Source organism: Gemmiger formicilis (assembly GCF_018784445.1).
Lineage (GTDB): Bacteria > Bacillota > Clostridia > Oscillospirales > Ruminococcaceae > Gemmiger.
In genome coordinates this window covers 1-20,799 of sequence record NZ_WQOH01000020.1, presented here as the reverse complement: position 1 = coordinate 20,799, position 20,799 = coordinate 1, and the positions used below count along the sequence as shown (strand labels likewise).

Annotated in this window: 16 protein-coding genes and 1 pseudogene; 7 read left to right on the top strand and 10 right to left on the bottom strand. The window is 46.8% G+C overall.

Annotated features, from left to right (window positions below; genetic code table 11):
• Positions 1–348: 348 nt before the first annotated feature.
• The 4 genes from GPK89_RS08120 to GPK89_RS08105 are packed head-to-tail and all read left to right on the top strand — an operon-like array spanning position 349 to position 4,891.
• On the top strand, positions 349–741 hold the full coding sequence (locus GPK89_RS08120) for a TnsA endonuclease N-terminal domain-containing protein (protein WP_215692381.1): 393 nt from the start codon (positions 349–351) through the stop codon (positions 739–741).
• The gene (locus GPK89_RS08115; protein WP_215692380.1) at positions 728–2,605 is read left to right on the top strand and encodes a DDE-type integrase/transposase/recombinase; all 1,878 of its coding nucleotides are present in this window, start codon (positions 728–730) and stop codon (positions 2,603–2,605) included. The genes GPK89_RS08120 and GPK89_RS08115 overlap by 14 nt, the downstream gene beginning before the upstream one ends.
• On the top strand, positions 2,595–3,881 hold the full coding sequence (locus GPK89_RS08110) for an ATP-binding protein (protein ID WP_215692379.1): 1,287 nt from the start codon (positions 2,595–2,597) through the stop codon (positions 3,879–3,881). The genes GPK89_RS08115 and GPK89_RS08110 overlap by 11 nt, the downstream gene beginning before the upstream one ends.
• On the top strand, positions 3,878–4,891 hold the full coding sequence (locus GPK89_RS08105; protein WP_215692378.1) for a TniQ family protein: 1,014 nt from the start codon (positions 3,878–3,880) through the stop codon (positions 4,889–4,891). The genes GPK89_RS08110 and GPK89_RS08105 overlap by 4 nt, the downstream gene beginning before the upstream one ends.
• 45 nt (positions 4,892–4,936) lie before the next feature.
• Here GPK89_RS08105 and GPK89_RS08100 read toward each other — a convergent pair whose 3' ends face one another.
• The 9 genes and pseudogenes from GPK89_RS08100 to GPK89_RS08065 form a co-directional block, all read right to left on the bottom strand.
• Positions 4,937–5,842: a replication/maintenance protein RepL gene (locus GPK89_RS08100; RefSeq protein ID WP_215692377.1), complete on the bottom strand. Its 906-nt coding sequence runs from the start codon at positions 5,840–5,842 to the stop codon at positions 4,937–4,939.
• A gap of 928 nt (positions 5,843–6,770) precedes the next feature.
• Complete coding sequence (locus GPK89_RS08095; protein WP_215692376.1) at positions 6,771–9,926, bottom strand: type I restriction endonuclease subunit R; 3,156 nt, start codon at positions 9,924–9,926, stop codon at positions 6,771–6,773.
• Positions 9,923–11,221, bottom strand: a complete 1,299-nt coding sequence (locus GPK89_RS08090; RefSeq protein ID WP_430750601.1) for a restriction endonuclease subunit S — start codon at positions 11,219–11,221, stop codon at positions 9,923–9,925. The genes GPK89_RS08095 and GPK89_RS08090 overlap by 4 nt, the downstream gene beginning before the upstream one ends.
• Positions 11,210–11,776: pseudogene (locus GPK89_RS16750) on the bottom strand (restriction endonuclease subunit S); the annotation flags it as partial. The gene GPK89_RS08090 and the pseudogene GPK89_RS16750, both read right to left, overlap by 12 nt.
• Positions 11,773–12,447, bottom strand: a complete 675-nt coding sequence (locus GPK89_RS08085) for a hypothetical protein (protein WP_215692374.1) — start codon at positions 12,445–12,447, stop codon at positions 11,773–11,775. The pseudogene GPK89_RS16750 and the gene GPK89_RS08085, both read right to left, overlap by 4 nt.
• Positions 12,448–12,489: 42 nt before the next feature.
• On the bottom strand, positions 12,490–14,055 hold the full coding sequence (locus GPK89_RS08080) for a type I restriction-modification system subunit M (protein ID WP_215692373.1): 1,566 nt from the start codon (positions 14,053–14,055) through the stop codon (positions 12,490–12,492).
• A gap of 177 nt (positions 14,056–14,232) precedes the next feature.
• Complete coding sequence (locus tag GPK89_RS08075) at positions 14,233–15,567, bottom strand: type IV secretory system conjugative DNA transfer family protein (RefSeq protein ID WP_215692372.1); 1,335 nt, start codon at positions 15,565–15,567, stop codon at positions 14,233–14,235.
• Positions 15,568–15,576: 9 nt separating this feature from the next.
• The gene (locus tag GPK89_RS08070; protein ID WP_215692371.1) at positions 15,577–16,269 is read right to left on the bottom strand and encodes a plasmid recombination protein; all 693 of its coding nucleotides are present in this window, start codon (positions 16,267–16,269) and stop codon (positions 15,577–15,579) included.
• Positions 16,270–16,601: 332 nt separating this feature from the next.
• Entirely contained in the window at positions 16,602–17,210 is a 609-nt protein-coding gene (locus GPK89_RS08065; protein ID WP_215692370.1) for a hypothetical protein, read from the bottom strand.
• 364 nt (positions 17,211–17,574) lie between these two features.
• Between GPK89_RS08065 and GPK89_RS08060 the strand changes: the two genes are divergently transcribed.
• Both GPK89_RS08060 and GPK89_RS08055 read left to right on the top strand, forming a co-directional pair.
• Complete coding sequence (locus GPK89_RS08060) at positions 17,575–18,228, top strand: SprT-like domain-containing protein (RefSeq protein ID WP_215692369.1); 654 nt, start codon at positions 17,575–17,577, stop codon at positions 18,226–18,228.
• A gap of 351 nt (positions 18,229–18,579) precedes the next feature.
• Positions 18,580–19,287: a recombinase family protein gene (locus tag GPK89_RS08055; protein ID WP_215692368.1), complete on the top strand. Its 708-nt coding sequence runs from the start codon at positions 18,580–18,582 to the stop codon at positions 19,285–19,287.
• Between the two features lie 10 nt (positions 19,288–19,297).
• Here the strand turns inward: GPK89_RS08055 and GPK89_RS08050 are convergent, their stop codons facing one another.
• Positions 19,298–20,161 carry a hypothetical protein gene (locus GPK89_RS08050; RefSeq protein WP_215692367.1) on the bottom strand — a complete coding sequence of 288 codons (864 nt, stop codon included), beginning with the start codon at positions 20,159–20,161 and terminating at the stop codon, positions 19,298–19,300.
• Positions 20,162–20,304: 143 nt separating this feature from the next.
• On the opposite strand from GPK89_RS08050, the gene GPK89_RS08045 reads away from it, so the two are divergent.
• Positions 20,305–20,616: a hypothetical protein gene (locus GPK89_RS08045; RefSeq protein ID WP_215692366.1), complete on the top strand. Its 312-nt coding sequence runs from the start codon at positions 20,305–20,307 to the stop codon at positions 20,614–20,616.
• Positions 20,617–20,799: the final 183 nt, after the last annotated feature.

Genomic DNA, 20,799 nt, shown 5'->3' with positions numbered 1-20,799 from the left:
GGAACGGAGTGGAGCGAGCGCCTATGCGCTGTCTTGATTTTCTCTGCGCCTTTCTGGATTTTTTCGTGTGCCCGCGCATATAGTACGGTCAATGCAAAATCGGAAAATGTGGAATCCTGTTTTGCCTCTTACTACGTCTTTATTCCATCACAGCGATAAATCCATGAGGCAAGCAAAAATTCAAGATTTTCCAAAAGGCACACTAAAATTCCACTTTTTCCAAATTTCGCTCTTTTCAGTTCGATTTTTGGAAAATGTGGAACGGAAGTTTGCCTCAAAAGGACACAGGTGATTTTCCTTTTTCTTCGGTGAACGGACGCCCCAAATTTACAACAAGGAGCGTCAAAAATGCGAAAACAAGTTCAAAAAGAACGCTGTACCAAAATCATGCTCACCAAATGTAAGGCCGTCTGCTGTCTGTATGACAAAGTGCAGCTTGCCGCCGCGAAAATGCTGGATGCAGAACCGGCAATTTTTCAAATTGAATGTAATGTTCCCATCCTCTGCAATGATATTCCTGCTAATGACCTGAATCTACCCTGCGAAACCTACACCACAGATTTTGTTCTGCACTATGACGATGGGCACACGGCAGTCCGTGAGGCTGTCTTTCGGTCTTATTTAAGCCGTCCCTCGGTTGCTGAAAAACTGGAACTGTCCCGCCGATACTGGCAGCAGCAAGGCATCTCCGATTGGGGTATCATCATCGACAAGGAGGATACCAGCCATGAGGAATCTTGACATCCTTGCCGCTGAAAGCGGCGAACACGTCCGCGTTTTGCTTTGCAGAGAAGAGCAGAGCTATGTTGTCAGCTGCCAACACTTTCGGATGCCGTACCCCGTTGCATCGGATTTGCTTGCAGAATTACAGCCCGTCCCTGCCGAAACATACTCTGTTTTTGTTCTGGACGAGGACATCACCAACCGCCAGCGCGATGGGCGCAATCGCAAGCTCGACCTGATTGCGCCACTGTTGGAGGATGCCTGTATCTATGATAAATCCCATCGCAACGAGGTTGTCCGCCAGATTGCTGCCGAGCATGGCATTGCCCGCCGCACGGTACTCCAATACCTTTGGCGCTATTGGGTATACCAAAGTAAAAATGCACTTTTACCCGCAGAACGTCCCGCGCCAGAACAACATGAGCTTACTGCCGATGAAAAGGCCATCCGCTGGGCACTGAACAAGTATTACTACACCCCACAGCGGCAGAGCTTGCAGACTGCCTACAAGATGATGCTACGGGCGAAATACTGCGACACACACGGCACATTGAAGCCGGAATATCCCACGTTCTGGCAGTTCCGCTATTTCTTTCGCAAGAACCGTGACCCCATCAGTGAGACCATCAGCAGACAGGGGCTTAAAGCCTACCAGCGCAATCACCGTCCGTTTACCGGCTCGGTCTGCGATTACGCGCATACTATTGGTGTGTACATGACTGATGCCACCATTGCCGACATCTACATTGTCAGCCGCCTTTCCCGCAAACCCATTGGTCGACCTGTCATTTACACAATGGTCGATGCCTATAGCCGCCTGATTACTGGCGTATATGTCGGTCTGGAGGGCGGACAATATGCACTGCGCCTGCTGCTCCAGAACACTTTTACGGATAAGGTCAGTTTTTGCCATCAGCACGGGATAGACATTGACCCGCAGGACTGGCCGAGCCATCATCTGCCCACCAAAATTATGACAGACCGAGGCAGTGAATTCATCAGCGGCCCACTGGAAAACCTGTGCGAGAGTTACCATATTGAAATTGAAAATCTTCCCGCTTATCGGCCAGATTTAAAAGGTGTAGTTGAAAAACTGTTTGATTTGGTTCAGAGTGCCTACAAGCCGCTACTTAAAGGCAAGGGTGTCATCGAATCCGATACGCAGGAACGCGGTGCACCGGACTATCGCAGGCAAGGCACACTGGATTTGGAACAATTTACTGCCGTTGTTCTGCGCTGCGTCCTATTCTACAACGCGAAATCTGTACAGACAGGTTTTACCCGCACTCCCGCCATGATAGAATCCAACACGCCGCCACTGGCTGCAAGTATCTGGTCGTTCTGCGATACACAGGATGATTGCCCTGTGCATGAGGCCACAGACAAAAAGCTACTCTATACGCTGTTGCCCCGTGCCGAGGGGAAAATCACGCAGCGCGGTCTGGAAATTTTCGGCCTGCGTTTTTCAAACTGCACTTTTAAAAAGCGTTTTGTCGCTGCCGGTCTCGGTGGACGGGAAACTGTACAGGTTGCCTATGCGCCGGAATGTATGGATACCGTGTGGTTGTATGAAAACGGCACTTACTCGGCTTTTGACTTGGTGCAAAAATCCTATCTGGGCAAATCACTGGCGGAAATTGCAGACGCACAACAGCAGGAAAAAGTAGAACGTACCGACTGGAAAAAGCAGGAATTGCAGGCACAACTCGACCTCATGAGCGATATACAAGCCATTGCAGACCGCTCCGAACGTACAACGCCAGACCGCAGTAATATCAGCAAGCAGATACAGCGAAACCGCAGTACAGCCCGCAAACAAGAAAGCGTATCGCTGATGGATTTACTGACAGAGCAACAGGAGGACGATTTCGATGCACGCTGATTATATTGCAAATCCGCTCTACGACAATAATCCTTTTATTGAAGCCTTGCCTCCGATGCTGTCCGGCAAAGACTTGATTCATGCTTTGGCAGTCATCCCACCCTATAACGATAGTGACCGTGACCGCAGCACCGGGGAACGTTTGCAGCTGTTGTCCTCGCTATATGAGTTTTACCAGCCCCTATCCATGACGATTGACTTATACTGTGAAATCTACACTGCTATGCAGCATTGCTATGGGCAGTATTCAATCCACAGCGAAGCTGCCGCCATGCAGAACGGTTACTCGCTGATGCACGGCAATGCTCTTGCCGCATCCATCGGCGGCGGCAATTCTTTCTCTGTAGTCGGCGTGTCGGGTCTTGGCAAGTCAACCGCCTTGCAACGTGTATTATCGTTATATCCGCAGGTCATTGAGCACACTGAGTATCATGGGCAAAAGTTCTACTGCCACCAAATCCCGTACTTGGTTGTGCAGACCCCGCACGATGCGTCCATTAAAGCACTGATACTGGATATTTACCTGCAAATCGACAGTTTGATTGGAACCACCTATCAAAAAGATGCCCTATCGCGCAGGTTGAGCATTGATGTCCTTGTCAGTCAGCTTAATCAAATCGTGCGGGTCAATCATATTGGGCTACTGGTGATAGACGAGCTGCAGAACATTGCCTACCGCAAAAGCGATGGCGGTATACGTTTCTTAAATTTTCTCGTCCACCTTATCAACGGGGCAGGGGTAAGCGTCTGCATGGTCGGAACACCGCGCGTATTGCAGGTATTGCAGCAGGAGTTTCGCTCTGCACGGCGTACCACCGGGCTTGTCTATGACCGGCTGCCCAACGATAAGGAATTTTCGTTACTCCTGCACGGGCTATGGCATTACCAATACACACAGTATGCCACCGACCTGACACCCGAGCTTGCAAACTGGCTGTATCGCAAGACACAGGGCATCCCGGATATACTCTCCAAATTGCTGTATAATGCCCAAAAGCAAGCCATCCTTGACGGACGCGAAAAGCTGGACTTAGAGGTTTTTGAAAGTGCATTTATAAAAAATCTGGAGATGGTGTCAGAATACATAAGCGAGCTTTCCGCCAAGCCCATTGTTAAGCGGCAGGCAAAGACCACGCCGGAGGTATCTGTAGGTTCTGTAGCCCCCACCAAGATTGTTGGAAACGATATACGGGTGCTGCTCAAAAAAGCGAAAAAGTGCGGCGAATCACCTGTATCTGCTTATGCTGAGTATATCAAGGGCGAGGTAGCAATATGATTAGCTTCTTTCCCTCGCCGTACCCTGATGAACTATGGTACAGCGTCATTTGCCGCTACCATGTTCACAGTGGCAACTACTGTGCTAAGCACACCCTGCGGCAGCTATATGGGGACAATTTCTGTGCTCCCAGTCTAATGCTCTGCGGGCCTATAAATACGCTGTTGGCACAGCTTCCGCAAGGGTTCTTGTCTGCAAAGGATGTTGTAATGCAGCACACATTTTATCCCTATTACGCGCGGTTTTTCCCTACGCAGCGTAAGCGTTCCACCTATGCCTATGTTGTCAATGGCAATCCTTTAACCGTACATCGGATGGGCATTTCACAAGCCAACGGAAATCATTGCTCCGTAATGCGCTATTGCCCCGTCTGCTATCAAGAGGACTTGCAGTTGCATGGTGAGCCTTATTGGCATCGCAGCCACCAACTGCCGGATATGCAAATTTGCACCAAGCATCGCTGCTGGCTAGTCGATACCGATGTCGCATACAATAGCACACGACAGCAAGAACTATTTCCCGCATCATTCACTATGCAGCTAAAAAAGCAGTCAGCAGAACCCGTACCGGGCTGTCTGCTGGCGTTAGATTCATTATTGCATGATACTTTAGATTCAAGTTTTGATTATCGTGACGGCTCTGTTTACCACGCCGTCCTTGACTGCGCATTACGTTCCCGTGGCTGGCGCTCCCTGACCGGGGGACGTACATACGCCACCAAAATCGAAAATGCACTTTTAAACCTATATGGCAGTTATGTTCCTGCGACTGACATATCCGCAAAGCAGCTGCACGCCACACTATGCAACAAGTCCGTTGCGCCGCGATATGTTCTGCAACTTGCCGTTCTGCTGAGACTGACTCTCTATGACCTGCTGCACGCACCCGATGCCGTGCTAGACTATAAGGCCGAGATGAAAGAAATGTATCAATCAGGAGCCAGCATGTACCACATAGCGCAGCTGTACGGCACGGACGCAAAGACTGTGGCAAGATGGGTGAAACAGTAAGGGCAATGATTCTGTCGGCCATAGTTTATAATGGCAGCTGCATATCTATGCTGCTGCTTTTTCCTTATCTGCCTCCTTTCTTTTACTATTTTTACGTGCTTTTCTCTTCTCATCGTATTCCCTTTGAATCAAGATGAATTTATCCATCAGTACCTTTTCTTTACTACGATTTCCCTTGATTACCATTGATGGGTTAATCAGCCAAACGCCATCAAGTTGCATTGCCACAAACCCCTTATCCGCAAGGGAGTCCATCGCTCTCTGTACGGTGGCTTTCGAGCTATTGATATTTACTGCAATCTTTTTCATTGTTCCAACGTACATATTGTTACCGCTCTGCATTGCACATACCAGAAAATCCAGCACCAGTGATTCCTTTCCGCCCAGTCCGGAAACAACTCTAAAAAATGAATCATACACTTTAAAAAAATTCATTTTTACATTGCTTATGCTTTCTGGTGTCGAATATTCTCGCGGCAAAAATAACGGGTCATTGCCATCGCCATCCGTTATAAGTAAATCACTTAACGGGCGGTTAAGCAGAGTGTCATATTCCGACATTAGCCGTGCTTGCACATAAATGTCGCCTTTAACAAGCAGCCTTGGATTTATCATCCAAACTCTTTCATCCTCAGTCTTTGCCAGCATATCACTTTCCTGCATCTTTTTCACTGCATTACGTACTGTTACGACATCGCAATTCAATTTTCTTGCTATCGTTTTGTACGCCCCAACGAATTTATTTTTCGTCGGCTGTGTTTCCTGCAAGATGTATGCCAACACCTTGCTTTCCGCAGCAGAAAAGTTTGAAAGAAGTTCAAAGAACTTAGCATCGGCTTTCCAAAAGTGCTTTGTCCCGTATCCAGTGTTGTGACACTCGTGCTGGATTTTCTCAGCCACGCCAGTTTTAGCGTTTTTCAGAACAATCGTTTCAACATTTTGTTTCTTCATTACATTACTCCTTTGATACTTAAGGGGTGATTCCATGATACTTTTTGTTTCATTTCCATATATTTCCATGCAGAATATACGGCTATATATCGCTATATTTTTCAAGTCTTTCGTTCACAAATGCCAAGTCTCTCTTCTTATCTATTCAATGTTAATTCATTTCATGAAATATCATTGATAAAATAAGAAATGTCGCGGGAAACATACAGCCAACCCGCAGAATCTCTGCTGTCAGTTTGTTGCCTCTTATTTGCTCCTATATAAGTTCGCGCCTTGCGGGGGAAGATAGGAATAAATAAGAATCACCAGCAGAACTCTTATTGTCTCCTATGATTCCGCGCTCCGCGAGACAAATAGGAAACTATAAGTAATCTGCCGAAGTAGTAGTTACCGCTTTGTCTTGCCGTTCTGGCTTGCTGAATATGCTTACCTTACCACCAAAAGTTTGCGGCTTTCCCGTAACCATTCTACAGAGGGCAGGGCCTTCCTTTGGCCGAAGTGAAGCACTGCTTGCGGGAGAAGTTCAGACCGTCCCGTAAAGTTGCGGCAGTGGGTAAGTTCCTTTCGTTCTGGAGACTGAACGCCAAACTGCCGTAAGCGTTCTTCTCGGCAACGGAAGTTAGCGCCTTCCGGCAAGTTGAGCCTTGACATGTTGCAACCATTTTGCGATTGTCAGCCATCTTAGGGTTGCCGATGCTGCTTGTTATTTTGTTTTCAAGGTACAAAAAAAGGAGCCAGTACAAACGCTGCTTACACTATCCCCGTAGAGATAATGTCGCAATTTTCGTACTGGCTCCTTAGAGCTTTACCATTCAGTATGATTATTCAGTTTTAGATTAACGGACACCCAACAAGTCTTTATACACTTATCGAGTTTACATTTATATTATACCACAATTTTGCACAGAACGCAAGTGCGTTAAAAGAATTACACAAGCCCGAAGTATTTGTCAAAGAACGCTTGCAATTTTGCAATAATGCCATCCTTTTTGGCCGCTCGGTTGCCGCCGCCAAAGCGCGAGACCGGCGGCAGGATGCGGTCAACATCTGTGCCGGTAGTCTTTAATATGCCATCTCGGAAAGAGTTATCCACAAACTTGCGCGTTTCATCCGGCTTGAGCTTTTCCTCCGCGATAAGTGTATCAAGGTCGGTTTTCTTTTGCTCGGTGACGAACTTTATCCAGTCGTCATCTACCTTGGTGGCCGTATTGACGGTTGCGATAAAGTTTTCAATCAGGTCTTTCTTGCTGCGCAGCTGCATACTGGAGTCCACGGCCTTGCGGATGTCAACAAGGATTTCTTTATCCTCGCAGTTGCTATCGTGATACTTGGCAACCAGCATAAGGATATAGTCAATGTTGATTTCCACCTGACGAATAAGTTCCATCTCAAAGACTATATCGTCATTGATGACTTCCTTATCCGGCTTTGGTGACCGCAGCTGTTGGTACAGGTCAATATAGTTGCTCTGGTAGTCCTGCATATCGCGCGGGGAGAGCAGTTCATTGCCCGCAAAGTCGTCAAACGAGGTAAGGATATTTCGCAGCCGCAGGATTGCGCCAAACAGCGCAATAAAGTCCTTTTGGTTTTGTTCTCCAACAATGGGCTGACCCAGCGGGAACTTTGCTTGCAGCTTGGCAATCAGGTCTTCGTAGCCGTCGTGGTGTTTGCCGTCCTCGTCATAGCCATCGTAATAGGCTTTATAGTTTTTCAGCAGAACGATACTGCCCGCATTGCGGTCACCAAACAGGGCAATGGCTTTGTTGGTTTCTTCCTCCAGATTGCGGAAACAGACAATATTGCCGTATGTCTTTACGGAGTTCAGGATGCGGTTCGTGCGCGAGAACGCTTGTATCAAGCCGTGCATGACGAGGTTTTTATCCACCCAGAGCGTATTTAGCGTGGTAGCGTCAAAGCCCGTCAGGAACATATTTACGACAATCAGGATGTCAACCTCGCGGTTTTTCATGCGCAGGGAAAGGTCTTTATAATAGTTCTGGAATCTGTCGGCCGAGGTATCATAATGTGTTTTAAAAAGTGCATTATAATCCTTGATTGCAGACTCCAAAAAGTCCCGCGAGCTTGCGTCAAGCTGGCTGGTGTCGTCAGAGTTTTCCTCGCCCAACAGGCCGTTGGCATCTTCCACGTCCTCGTTGGCGGCATAACTAAAAATCGTTGCCACGCGCAGGCGCTTTGCTTCGGGCAAGTCCTGCATCTGGCGCTTAAATTCCAAATAGTACGCCTTTGCCATGGCAATCGAGCTGACCGCAAAGATGGAGTTAAAGCCCGACAGACGCACACTATCCTTGACTTCTGCGACCTGCCCGCGTGTTTTATCGGTTGCCACTGCCTCGATATTGCGCAGCGCACGGAAAGAATACGTCTTACCGTTGCGTTTTGTTTTCTGGTCAAAATGCTCTAAGATGTATTTGACGATTTCCTTTACGCGGCGCGGGTCGGCAAGTGCCTTTTCAGTGTCGATGGCCTTGACCTGCTTATCGCCGACGCCCGCCTTGCGGTTGACCGTATCCACATAATCAATACGGAACGGCAGAACGTTGTTATCGTTGATAGCGTCAACAATCGTATAGGTATGCAGCGGCAAGACTTTTTTGCCGTTTGCATCAGGCTCACCGCCAAACGCCTGCGGTGTAGTTTTCAGCGTGGGCTTGCCGCGCGTGCTGGCATTGGCCGCAAAAATCGGCGTACCCGTAAAGCCAAACAGGTGATAATTCTTAAAATACTTGACAATGTCCTCGTGCATATCGCCAAACTGGCTGCGATGGCACTCGTCAAAAATCAAGACAACGTGCTTTTGGAAAATCTCATGTCCCTTATTGCGGGCAACAAACAGCGCCAGCTTTTGAATCGTTGTGATGATGATTTTATAAGTATGCGGGTTGCCCTTGGCGTCCCGGTCTTCCAACTGGCGCTGCAGCACCTGCGTGGAGGTGTTGCCGTTGGCTGCACCTTTTTCAAAGCGGTCATATTCTTTCATGGTCTGGTAGTCCAAATCCTTGCGGTCTACCACGAACAGAACCTTATCAATATAGGGAAGATTGGACGCCAACTGCGCCGTTTTGAAGGAGGTCAGCGTTTTGCCGCTGCCTGTTGTGTGCCAGATGTACCCGCCTGCGGCCAGCGTTCCCGTCTGCTTGTAATTGGTTGATACTTCAATACGGGACAAAATACGCTCGGTGGCCGCAATCTGGTACGGACGCATCACCAGCAGCAGGTCTTCGGACGTAAAGACGCAATACTTCGTCAGGATGTTCAGCAGCGTATGGCGGGCAAAGAACGTGCGGGTAAAGTCCACCAAGTCGGGAATAACGCGGTTTTTCCCATCCGCCCAAAAGGACGTAAATTCAAAGCTGTTGCTTGTCTTTTTGCCGCTCTTTCGGGTCGTTCCGGCGCTCTCTTTAATATGGCTGTCGCGGGTCGTGTTGGAGTAGTATTTTGTATTCGTGCCATTGGAGATAACGAAAATCTGTACATACTCATACAGACCGCTACCAGCCCAAAAGCTGTCCCGCTGGTAACGGTTGATTTGGTTGAACGCCTCTTTGATGGGCACACCGCGCCGCTTCAATTCCACATGAACCAACGGCAGACCGTTTACCAGAATCGTGACATCATAGCGGTTATCATAGTTGCCGCCATTCTCCACATACTGGTTAATGACCTGCAAGCGGTTGTTGTGGATGTTCTTTTTATCCAGCAGCGTGATATTGACCGTAGAGCCGTCCTCGCGGGTCAGATTTTGAATGTTATCCTCTTGGATGCGGCGGGTCTTTTCTTTGATGCCATCGTTCGCGTTGGCGATTTTATCCTTAAAAAAGAAGTCCCACTCTTTATCCGTGAAAGTATAGTTGTTCAGCAGTTCCAGCTGACGGCGCAGGTTTACCACAAGGTCAGCGTTCTCATGGATAGGGAGGTAGGCATAGCCTTGCTCCTCCAGCATCCTGATAAATGCCTGCTCCAGCGCAGCCTCGCTCTGGTAGGCGTCAGAGCGTTTGCTTTGCGGTTCGTATTCTGTTACAACGGTACTTTCGTTGCTGGCGGCAACTACATTGTAAGTGCTCATGCACCCAACTCCTTAAATGTTAAGAGCTTGTCCCGATAGTATTCGTATTGCTTTTGCCGTGCCTCTATTTCAGCAGGGAGGCCGGTGGTGAGGTCGTTGCAAAGGGTGTCAAAGTATTTCAACACCGAAACTATTTCATTTTGCTTTTTAAGTGTAGGTACAGCTATACACACATTGAGCAAGTCTGCAACTTTCAAATGCGGCACAGACCCCTTTGAAATTTTAGGCTCAAATTGATTTTTTGCATCTGCACTATATAGCATATACATCAAAAATTCCGGCATTACGATAGTTTCATCTGCTTTAATCGCATAAAGTGTTTCGCTGATGCCCCAGTCATTTTGATATTCATGCACTATTGCCATCCGTCCTACTGTGCCGGTCCCTGTACTCGCAAAGAGCAGCAATCCCGGCTGTAACGCCGCACGCCTGTTTATCAGTTGCAGCGCTTCTTCTGTAATACGGTCTGTTCTTTCAGAAATATTGACACTATTGCTATAGATGTCTTTTCCTGTAATGTAGGGAATTGTACCTCCTACATTCAATTTGAAATTCTGTCGCGGGTTTAGGCCAGTTTTCAGGCTATAAATAATATCGCTGACAGGCAGTTTTACATATCCAAACACATACTGTAAGAGCTTAATTAGGCTCTGTCTGTCTGTCTGTCTGTCTGTCTGTCTGTCTGTCTGTCTGTCTGTCTGTCTGTCTGTCAAGATTATGTCGTCAGCCGCAGCAAACGTCAAGAGCATATCCCGATAATATTCATACTGTTTTTTACGGGCTTCGATTTCAGCCGGCAGACCAATGTTAAGGTCAGAACAGATTGCATCAAAGTTATCCAGCACTTTTGCAATTCGGTCTTGGATTTCCTTTTCCGGCACTGGAATTTTAACTTTTTCCAGCTTTGCAACAGAAAGTCCCGGTTGCGCTCCTGCGGTCTTATACTGGTTAAGATTTGCATGAACCAGCGCATGATATAAGAATCTGCTATTGAAAAATCCTTTATCTGATACAACAACAGCGTGTTCGGTAGCGTAATAGGAACCTGTTGCATAGCAAACATTTCCGCATAACGCACCTTGCCGCCCAACTAAAGGTTTATCTCCTTGCTGGTTAGCTGTTTTTACATATCCACGAAGCCCATTCCCGCCATAACACGGAACAGAATATTCCTTAGTTTGTACAGGGGATATTTCAATCGCCGGAATTGCTTTGCCCGCTTGTAAGCCACAAACCTCTCCCAGCGTTCTCCACTTTGTCTCAAATGTTCCCTCCCTGTGGACACCAAAAGTCAAAAGTGTATCGCGGTAATATTCATACTGCTTTTTGCGTGCTGTAAGCTCCGCTGTAAGCTCCGCTGTAAGCTCCGCTGTAAGCTCCGTGAAATTGTCCAGTATCTGGACAATTTCACATTGGACTTCAATCGGTGGCACAGGAATTTTCAATTGCTCTATAGAATTTCGCGAAAGTCGTGGTATGCTTGCCTTTCGTACTCGCGATTTAATTCGCGGCTGTTCTCTTAACAACGCGTGGTATATATATCGGCTAGATATGTTTTCACCACATACTAATGGGTAACAATCATCAGCAGCCCAAAATTTAACTTTACTATATCCAATTTCTCCAGCCGCACCCGCACCAATGATAAATGTTGTACCTGCATCATAATTATATTCTGTGTGATACCCCAACGGTGTCATGCTGTTTTGATAAACCGGATACTTTCCTTCTTCTGAAAGCTGTTCACGGACGAGACGTTTTCCTCTCTCGATTGATACAATATCTCCAAGACTTTTATATTCTACTCCGTCAGGGCACAATTCAGTAATTAGTTCTCTTAGGTTACTCATATTCCACCACCCAAGCAATCTTTTTTCTTTATGCCTTCCAAATACTTGTCAAGGTCATATAGTTTTTTAATTTGTAACTCTGCCACCTGGTATATATCCTTAAGTTCTACACCTATGTACTTAAAATATTGCATTCCATCTTCTTTTTTTGAATATACATATAGCACAAAATCTGCTTGCGGTTTTTGTGGGTGCTTCTGCAAACCTGCGAAGTCCAATTTATACCAATCTTTACAATCTGAAAAAATCCTTGTTATTGCTGTGTTTTCTCTCCGTACATCAACGCAAATCATATCCCCATCAAATCCATAATCTTTATGCCTGTTTGTAGATAACGGATGCGCTACAACAAACGAACGTATTGCTTTAAAAAAACGTAACGCCTCTTGGATGGATTCTTCCTCTTTATATGTGTAGTTATTGGCAACTTCGCAAAGCAGCGTCTTTTGAATTGCTTCTATCGCCTCACATATCCAGTCAACAAGCACTATGACATAAACAACCTCTTTCATTGTTGGTTCAGCCAAAGCTTCTATCTCGTTGTTTAGGTCTTGAATACAATAATTTATTTTTTGAATGTAATCGCAAATTCGACTATAATTATATGTATCTCCCCATATCCACTTTTTGTAAACGCCTCGAAGATTTTTCGACCAATCGAGTTTATTCATTGAACGGACTCCCATAACATTTTTCTCTGTCATCACACCGATTTAGTTCACTTCAATCTCCGCAATAATCTTATCAATCTCGTCACGCAAAACCTGTTCCCGCGCTACAATGCGCTTGATTTCTGCGTTCAGTTCCGTAATGTTGATAACCTCACGGGTGTCCTCCTGCTCCACATAGGTGGATACAGACAGGTTATAATCCTGCGTTGCAATCTCATCATTGGGCACAAGGCGGCAGAAATAGTCCTTATCCTCGCGGTCAACAAACGACGCCACGATTTTGGCAATATTATCCTCGGTCAGCTTGTTGTTGTTCGTGACCTTGACAAATTCCTTCGAGGCATCAACAAACAGCGTCTTGTTCTCCGCCTTGCTTTTTTTCAGCACCATAATGCAGGTCGCAATGCTGGTGCCAAAGAACATGTTGCCGGGCAGCTGGATAATGCAGTCGATAAAGTTGTTATCAATCAGATACTGGCGAATCTTCTTTTCCGCGCCGCCGCGATACATAATACCGGGGAAGCAGACGATAGCCGCCGTGCCGTTGGTCGCCAGCCATGCCAGCGAGTGCATGATAAAGGCCAAGTCCGCTTTGGACTTCGGGGCCAGCACACCGGCAGGGGAGAAACGCGGGTCGTTAATCAAGACCGGGTTATCATCGCCCTCCCATTTGATAGAATACGGCGGGTTGCTGACAATGACCTCAAAGGGTTCCTCGTCCCAATGCTGGGGCGAAATCAACGTATCCTCGTGGGCGATATTGAATTTATCAAAATCAATATCGTGCAGGAACATATTGATACGGCACAGGTTGTAGGTCGTCAGGTTGATTTCCTGACCGAAGAAGCCCTGCCGGACATTCTCTTTGCCCAGAATCTTAGCCGCCTTCAGCAGCAGGGAGCCGGAGCCGCAGGCAGGGTCATAGACCTTGTTGACTTCGGTTTTGCCCACAACGGCAAGGCGGGTCAGCAGTTCCGAGACCTCCTGCGGGGTAAAGAACTCGCCGCCGCTCTTGCCAGCGTTGGAGGCGTACATACTCATCAGGTACTCATACGCATCGCCAAACGCATCAATCGTGTTTTCCTTGTATTCACCGAGTTTCATCGCGCCGATGCCGTCCAGCAGCTTAACAAGCATTGCGTTGCGCTTTGCCACCGTAGCGCCAAGCTTGTTGCTGTTGACATCAATATCATCGAACAGACCGGCAAAGTCGTCCTCGCTCTCGGTGCCTTTTGCCGAATCCTCGATATGACGGAAGACGGCCTCCATCGTCATGTTGAGGTTATCGTCCTGCGGTGCACGGGCACGGACATTTACGAACAATTCTGACGGCAGGATAAAGAAGCCTTTGGTCTGCACCAAGTCATCCCGTGCCTGCTCGGCCTCCTCGTCAGACAGCTTGGCATAGTCAAAATCCGCGTTTCCTGCCGCGATTTCGTCCGCGTTGATGTAGTTCGTCAGGTTCTCGGAAATATAGCGGTAGAACATAATGCCCAGAACGTAGGATTTGAAATCCCAGCCATCCACGCTCCCGCGCAGGTCGTCCGCAATCGCCCATATTGCGCGGTGAAGTTCTTCGCGTTCCTGCTCTTTTTTGTTATCCGGCATTGTGATTCCTCCAAATTTCAAGTACACTTTTTAACCCTATGTATATTGTAGCAAATGCTCCATCCCATAAGTCGGACTTGCAGCCAAAGATACATATTTTTATCTATTATAACGAAAAAGCGGGCATTTGTCACCCGCTTTTTGCCGTATTTCGTAAATTATTGTAGATGTCACGCACTATTTGAAGTAGAAATTTTTCCGCAGCCGGATTGCTCCGTCATCGCAAATTACAAATAGGTCTTGTTCCAAATGTGCAAGGTCAGCCGGCTTGATGATGGGCTGTGGTTTCTGGTTGGGGTCGGTTGCCAATAGGGAATGTTTTTCACCAATCATTTTGGAGAAATATTCCTGTGTTTCGGCATCTTTGCAGCCGAGCAGAACAGTAAACTTAAAGTTACTCAGCATAGCTTTCCGTTCATCTTTACCGTAAATCATATCGAGGTCGGCTAACGACTGGGTCAGGACAAGGATTCTAATTCTGCGTTTCCGCAGCTTGCGCAGACTTTCAACAATTTGCAGCTTGCCAAATGAAGCAAACTCGTCAAGACAAAACAAAATCGTTTGCTTGTTTTCCATCGGTCTGGATGAAAAATATTCCATCGACTGCGCCGTGATAATGCGCAGCAGGTCGCCATAGATTTTGAGCTTTTCATCTGGGATATAGATGTATACGCTACTGGTTTCCAACGTAGCCGGGCTGATGGCTTTTTCATAGCTTGGCACTTTTCTAAGTGCATTTTTAATTTTATCGTTTGTGGCAAACAGTTTCAAGGCATCGTCTGCCGCCTGTTTACAGCCCGCCGTGTTCTGCTCTGACGCGCCTGCAAAGGAACTAATGAACATATTAGCAATCGGATTCTGCTGCTTTGCAATATCGTTCAGCAAACTGCGCCAATCGTGACCGAGAAAAAACTCGCAGATTTCCACAAAGCCCCAATCCATGCCGTAGTAGCAAATAAGCGCTGCCGTTATCATTTTTCGGCCATTCTTTGTAAAAAATATGCCTGCCTCGCTGTCGTTGGCTTTGTCTGGTAACAGTAGATAAGCAAGCTGTTCCAAACGCTCCTGCCGTTCTGTCTCATCCGTTACCGCATTGATTGAAGCAAACACATCATACGGAATGCAGTTTTCTGATGTCGGGTCAAATACAATTTTGTTTGGCGTGTTGACGTTAGCTGAAATATCGCCGGAAATATCCACCACCAGCGCCGTACCCTGCCAGCTTCGCAGTGTTGGAATCAGCAAAGCACTTGTTTTGCCCGTACCCGATGGCCCCAGTACAAGAATATGCCCCTCGTCCTGTTCGGGGGAGTAGGCCAACAGACCAAACTTCTTACCAAACAGAATCCCTTTTGCTTGCGCCGGATGTCGATACACAAGATTCTTTTTTGCAAATGGATTTGGAAAATGATTCATCTGCCCGCGCAAATATACTATCAGTACCAGCACAAGGAGCATTACTGCTGTCGCTCCGTACAGATAGCAGTTGATAAGCATTACCGCCTGATTCATGGCTGTACCTCAAAAGTGAAGTTCCGGCCCGGACGATTCACCGAAATACAGCGCGGGGCGTTCTACTTCCTGCTGGTATTCCTGTTCGCGTTCCGCTTTGAGCTGCGCGACAGTGCGGTTTCCACCTTGCCGCTTGGTCACGCCCGTCATAACGCGGGCATCTTCTAAACCGTGGGTATCTAAATAGCGTTGCAGGTCAGGATGAAAATTGCGCAGTTCGCGGCGGTCAAGAACATCGTTCGCGCAGATTTTATAACCCTGCTCGTGCTTCGGGTCTTCGACAACAGGCACGAAACAGAAATGTAAATGCGGCTGGCCACCCTCGTCATCATGGACGATAGCCTGCACGACATTTTCCTCACCATAGCGATTTGCTAAGAAATCGTATGTTGCGCAGAAAAAGTCATCAAAACGCTCCGGGTCTAAATCCTGCGGAGCCGTCACGACCCAGCCTGCCATAACCTTTATGTCATCGCGGTTATAGCAATACAGTTCTGATTTGCGCTGCAAAAAATAGTCATACTCGGTCATGCCCCTATCGGGGGACAGAACATAGTCCTGCCCCTGCCGAGACGGGTCAATGTCAGGATTGCCGGAATGTTCGATTTCGCGGCGATTGTGCCGCAGCTGATTGCGGACTGCGCCCACTGAAAACTTCTCTACACTTGCCATTGTAATCTCACTTTCCTTTACGGGGTTCATGTCCCCTCCGCCCACGCCTTGAAATGCCCTGCACAACGAAGCAGTGCATTTAGTCGCGGACTGATGTGCCATACAAGGTATGGCAGTTTCCCCGGAAACTCCCACCGCCCTTGCGGGCTTACCTTGCCAAAGGGGCGTGACCCCTCTGGACTCCCCGCTGCCGACAAGACCTGCTTGCCGTCAGTGGGGGCTGCGGCCCCCATCGGAACGACTTTTCGCCGTTCCTGCCCCTATAAGATTGGCGGTGCCCAAGTTCTGCACTTTCGCGCAGAATTTCAGCACCGCCCTTGCTGCGACCTGTACGCCTTACTATCGCAAAGGCGTGTCAGGTCTTACTTTTTTCTACTCGGCAAACGGCACCACTGTCCCATTGCATCACGCTCGATTCCTACAAGGAACTGGATGCCGTCAAACCAGCTGAACGGCAGGCTCGGTTCACAACGAAACGCAAGCGCTGCCATTACATCGTACACAGCTTTTTCGCCCCACAGAACCTCCCACTCAGCAAAAATATCATCTACCAAGCGAGCACCGTTAATTTTGTTGATGCCGCCAGTCGAAATCTGTTTACCGAGGAACTCATAGACCTCGACAGCAGATTCCCACAAGGCATCATTCTCTGTTATGGTGCAGTTCTCTGTGTCCTCGTGCAAATGGTATCTGGCAAAAAAGCCCTGTAAACGGTCTGCATCGTACACCGGGCGTGTTCCTAACGCCCTGATGCCGCGTGTCATTGACTGCTTGATTTCCCACGCATCCAATTTATTTTCTGCGCGGCACTGCAAAATGAACGTTGCCTCTGTGCGGAACGGCTCTGTCATCGGCAGGAACTCGTTTTTGATTGCCATATTGATGATGTCTCCGATTTTCAAGCCGAAAACTTTGGTTGCGACAGTAATCAGAATGTCGCTTTCTTTATCTGAAATGAAATAGCGGTTCATCAGAACGCCCCCTTACGAGATGAAATACAATTCGTTATGCAATACGTTATGTATATAATAGCATATAATATACATCATGTCAATATATACATATCGTATTTTTTAATAAAAATAGTACGGTACACCGCTGCGGCGGGACGGGGAAGCGTGGCCCTGCCGCTCAAAAAAGTATATAAGCCCACACCCTTTAGTCAACAAACTTTCACGGCATATTCTCGCACTTTGCGGGGATGCTGCGATATTCCATGATTTGTTGACACAGGGGTGTGGGCTTTACTTTTTCTTTTCGCCGGCAGGGGCCAAACCTGCAAACCGCTTCGGCGGGGATTTAAAAGTGAACTTTTAAGACGAAAGGACAACGAAAATGAAACAGACGATTAAAACGAGCCGCGTGGCAGGACAGCTTGAGAAAATGTTCCGAGCACTTAATAGCCGCTTTTTTGACGGTGAATTGCCGGAGGTCGTTATCAGCTTGAAAAAGACCGCTGGCGCGTATGGGCACTTCACCACTGGTAAGGTTTGGAAAACAGGCGAAGAACGGCGCTACGAAATCAATATAAGTTCTGCCAGCTTAAACCAAGAGTGTGCTTTTCTGGCTGGCGTGTTAGTCCATGAGATGGTACACGAGTATTGCGCCGAACACGGTATAAAGGACACCAGCAATAACGGCGTATATCACAACAAGAATTTCAAGCACATTGCAGAAACCCACGGTCTGGAAGTCGAACACCATCCCAAATATGGTTGGACAATTACCAGCCCCGGTCTTGAACTTCTGGATTTTGTAGAGGAGCAGGGCTGGCAAGATTTCCAGATGGTCGAGAGCCTTAACCTGCTGGATGTACTCGGAACGCTCCCCAAGGGCGGCAACAGCAGTGCAGGAGCGGAAACCAGAACGAAAAAGCCAAGCAGTACCCGCAAATATATCTGCCCCAAATGTGGCAATAGTTGCCGAGCGACCAAGGTCATCAACCTGATATGCGGCGACTGTATGGAAAAGATGGTTGTTACCGAATAAGTCACAATAACAGCGATAATGGTCGAGTGAGAGTAGACCGCCATTTTTATATGTACACTTTTAATAAGGAGCACTACAATGCAATACGATTACCATTCCTGCCCATACGAACCAGATACCGGCGTTCCCCCTTGCGGGGAAATGGCCGAGTGCAAAACCTGCGCATGGTGCAGTCTTGCGGCCACATCCGAAAAGTAGAACGATGGCGGCGGTCACACAAGCGACCACCGCCATCATTTCCAGTATCAAATTTAAGCTATGCACAAGTAGTATTAAAAGTGCTTGCTATCGTATGACAAAGTAAGTATACTACCAGTATCAAAATTAACGAGCCTCAGAGGTGATACTGCCATGCAGATATATGGTTACTGCCGCATTTCCACGCCACAGCAAAATATCGAACGGCAAGTCCGTAACATTCTATCAATGTACCCCACCGCACATATCATCCGCGAAGTATATACTGGCACGACCTATCAAGGCCGCAGAGAATTAGATAAATTGCTTCACACTGTGCAAGCAGGCGACACTATTGTATTTGACAGTGTATCCCGTATGAGCCGTAATGCAGACGAGGGTTGCCAACTGTACGAAGCCCTATACGCCCAAAATGTAACGCTCTGTTTTCTCAAAGAGCCTCATATCAACACAGAGACCTACCGCCAGACCATCCAACGGCAAATCAGTACCCAACTGGAAACAGGCAATGCCGCTACTGACAGTTTTGTATCCTCGGTCATTGCCGCATTGAACCAGTACACCGTTGACCTTGCCAAAGAGCAGATACGCCTTGCCTTTGCACAGGCCCAAAAGGAAGTTGACGACCTGCATCAGCGCACCAGAGAGGGGATGTTGACTGCCAAATTAAACGGAAAACAGATAGGGCAGGAGCGAGGCCGTAAGCTGATTGTCAAGAAAGCTGCCGCTTGCAAGGATGCCATCAAGAAGTACAGCAAGGATTTTGACGGCACACTCTGCGATGCCGATTGTATCAAGCTCATCGGTATTGCGCGGAATACGTATTACAAGTATAAAAGAGAGTTACGTTTTTTCCTCTGAAGTTACACGCTTAATTACCACACTTTATTTTTGCCAAGTTAATATCTTCATTTCGTGGAATTGTCATTTCAGGCAAATTCTTATCGGATACAATTTCTTTTATTATCTCGAAGTATACTTTTTGCAACTTATATTCTGACAGTTCAACATCCCGCTCGCACATCATCACTTCTCCGCCACCTTTGTCCTCGGCTTCATTCAATATCCGGATAGCGTTCGATAGTTCTTCTGTCCGTTCGATGCCATTTTCTTTAAAATCGTCAATATCCCCATATTCATCATCGTGTTCTACTTGATAATCCATACATTGAATTGCCAAGTCTATTATGTCTTTGCCAATTTTCTGTTTTGCTATTTCCAAATAATTGATAGGATTTTTCATGTAGTAAACATTTTCCGCATACTCTCTGACCTTTTTTATGAGTACAGGAAAACTATTCGCTGTTACTAAGCATTTAAATACCGCTCTAAGTTCTTTTGCCTCATATTTCCCAAACGGTTCAACGCTTTCTCCTGTAACTATACCTTTAATAGCTTTCCCTGTATCCTCATCTATTCCTATTTGCTTACACGCTTTTTCCATTTCAAATGTTTCAAAATCCGTTTCGCCAGTAAGGTATCCGACTGTTACGTCAAAGAAATCCGCGATATTTAACATATTTTCGTAAGATGGAAAGCCTATCGCTTTAGGCGTTCCATCCTTTTTTATCATACGGCCCACGCCAAGCCAACGACTAACATTTGCCTGTGTTCCACCGCCATATTTCTTTTTATATTCTTTCAAAAATGACTCTTGCGTGTATCCATTTTCTTCCATCAATTTGCCGAATCGTTCGCACCAAATAGAGGCCCGCTTTGTCCCAATATCATTCATAATATATTTCTCCGCATTTTTTGCTGCATTTATGTCGTCTGTATATCATATTTGATATTTACTTATTAGAGAATAGCAGCTATAATAAGAATTGTCAAGCAGATACCACATCACATAAAGGCCCGCACCAAAGGAGGACTGACATGAGCGACAAGTCAATCACATCTTTCACAAATATTCCAAGCTCCCTGCAAAATGAAATGAGCCTCATAATTTCTAACGCTTTCACTGAATCCCAAAAAACGTCTAAAGAGCTTTATACCGAGAAATTAAAATTGATTACTTCCGCTAAAGATATGTCCACCGCCGAAAAACTTACAGCTATGAATGATAGTTATTCTACTTGGTATCAGCAAAATTGGCAAAATGTTTGCTGCTTGTGTATAATCGTCCTTAGCACTACTGTTGGAGTTCCTATCGCCATAAAAGCTGTACGAAAAGTGCTTGTAGCATAATCATCGTAAAAGCACTTCAATTCATATTCCTTCATTAAAAGTGTATTTATAAAAGTTACAGTTTATCGTCACATATTGACTTATATTCTTTTCTATATTACTATGATACAGGGCGTTCACCGAAGAACAAAGAGACAAGTTAAGAATCCACACGCAGGCCCCTCCGCCATCCGGCTCCGGGGC

Excerpts from the sequence above, each read along its gene's own strand:
- GPK89_RS08115 (WP_215692380.1), top strand. The coding sequence starts at position 728 with ATGAGGAATCTTGACATCCTTGCCGCTGAAAGCGGCGAACACGTCCGC.
- GPK89_RS08065 (WP_215692370.1), bottom strand. The coding sequence starts at position 17,210 with ATGAACCGCTATTTCATTTCAGATAAAGAAAGCGACATTCTGATTACT.
- GPK89_RS08055 (WP_215692368.1), top strand. The coding sequence starts at position 18,580 with ATGCAGATATATGGTTACTGCCGCATTTCCACGCCACAGCAAAATATC.
- GPK89_RS08095 (WP_215692376.1), bottom strand. The coding sequence starts at position 9,926 with ATGAGCACTTACAATGTAGTTGCCGCCAGCAACGAAAGTACCGTTGTA.
- GPK89_RS08105 (WP_215692378.1), top strand. The coding sequence starts at position 3,878 with ATGATTAGCTTCTTTCCCTCGCCGTACCCTGATGAACTATGGTACAGC.
- GPK89_RS08080 (WP_215692373.1), bottom strand. The coding sequence starts at position 14,055 with ATGCCGGATAACAAAAAAGAGCAGGAACGCGAAGAACTTCACCGCGCA.
- GPK89_RS08070 (WP_215692371.1), bottom strand. The coding sequence starts at position 16,269 with ATGAACCCCGTAAAGGAAAGTGAGATTACAATGGCAAGTGTAGAGAAG.
- GPK89_RS08060 (WP_215692369.1), top strand. The coding sequence starts at position 17,575 with ATGAAACAGACGATTAAAACGAGCCGCGTGGCAGGACAGCTTGAGAAA.
- GPK89_RS08045 (WP_215692366.1), top strand. The coding sequence starts at position 20,305 with ATGAGCGACAAGTCAATCACATCTTTCACAAATATTCCAAGCTCCCTG.
- GPK89_RS08120 (WP_215692381.1), top strand. The coding sequence starts at position 349 with ATGCGAAAACAAGTTCAAAAAGAACGCTGTACCAAAATCATGCTCACC.
- GPK89_RS08085 (WP_215692374.1), bottom strand. The coding sequence starts at position 12,447 with ATGAATAAACTCGATTGGTCGAAAAATCTTCGAGGCGTTTACAAAAAG.
- GPK89_RS08075 (WP_215692372.1), bottom strand. The coding sequence starts at position 15,567 with ATGAATCAGGCGGTAATGCTTATCAACTGCTATCTGTACGGAGCGACA.
- GPK89_RS08100 (WP_215692377.1), bottom strand. The coding sequence starts at position 5,842 with ATGAAGAAACAAAATGTTGAAACGATTGTTCTGAAAAACGCTAAAACT.
- GPK89_RS08050 (WP_215692367.1), bottom strand. The coding sequence starts at position 20,161 with ATGAATGATATTGGGACAAAGCGGGCCTCTATTTGGTGCGAACGATTC.
- GPK89_RS08110 (WP_215692379.1), top strand. The coding sequence starts at position 2,595 with ATGCACGCTGATTATATTGCAAATCCGCTCTACGACAATAATCCTTTT.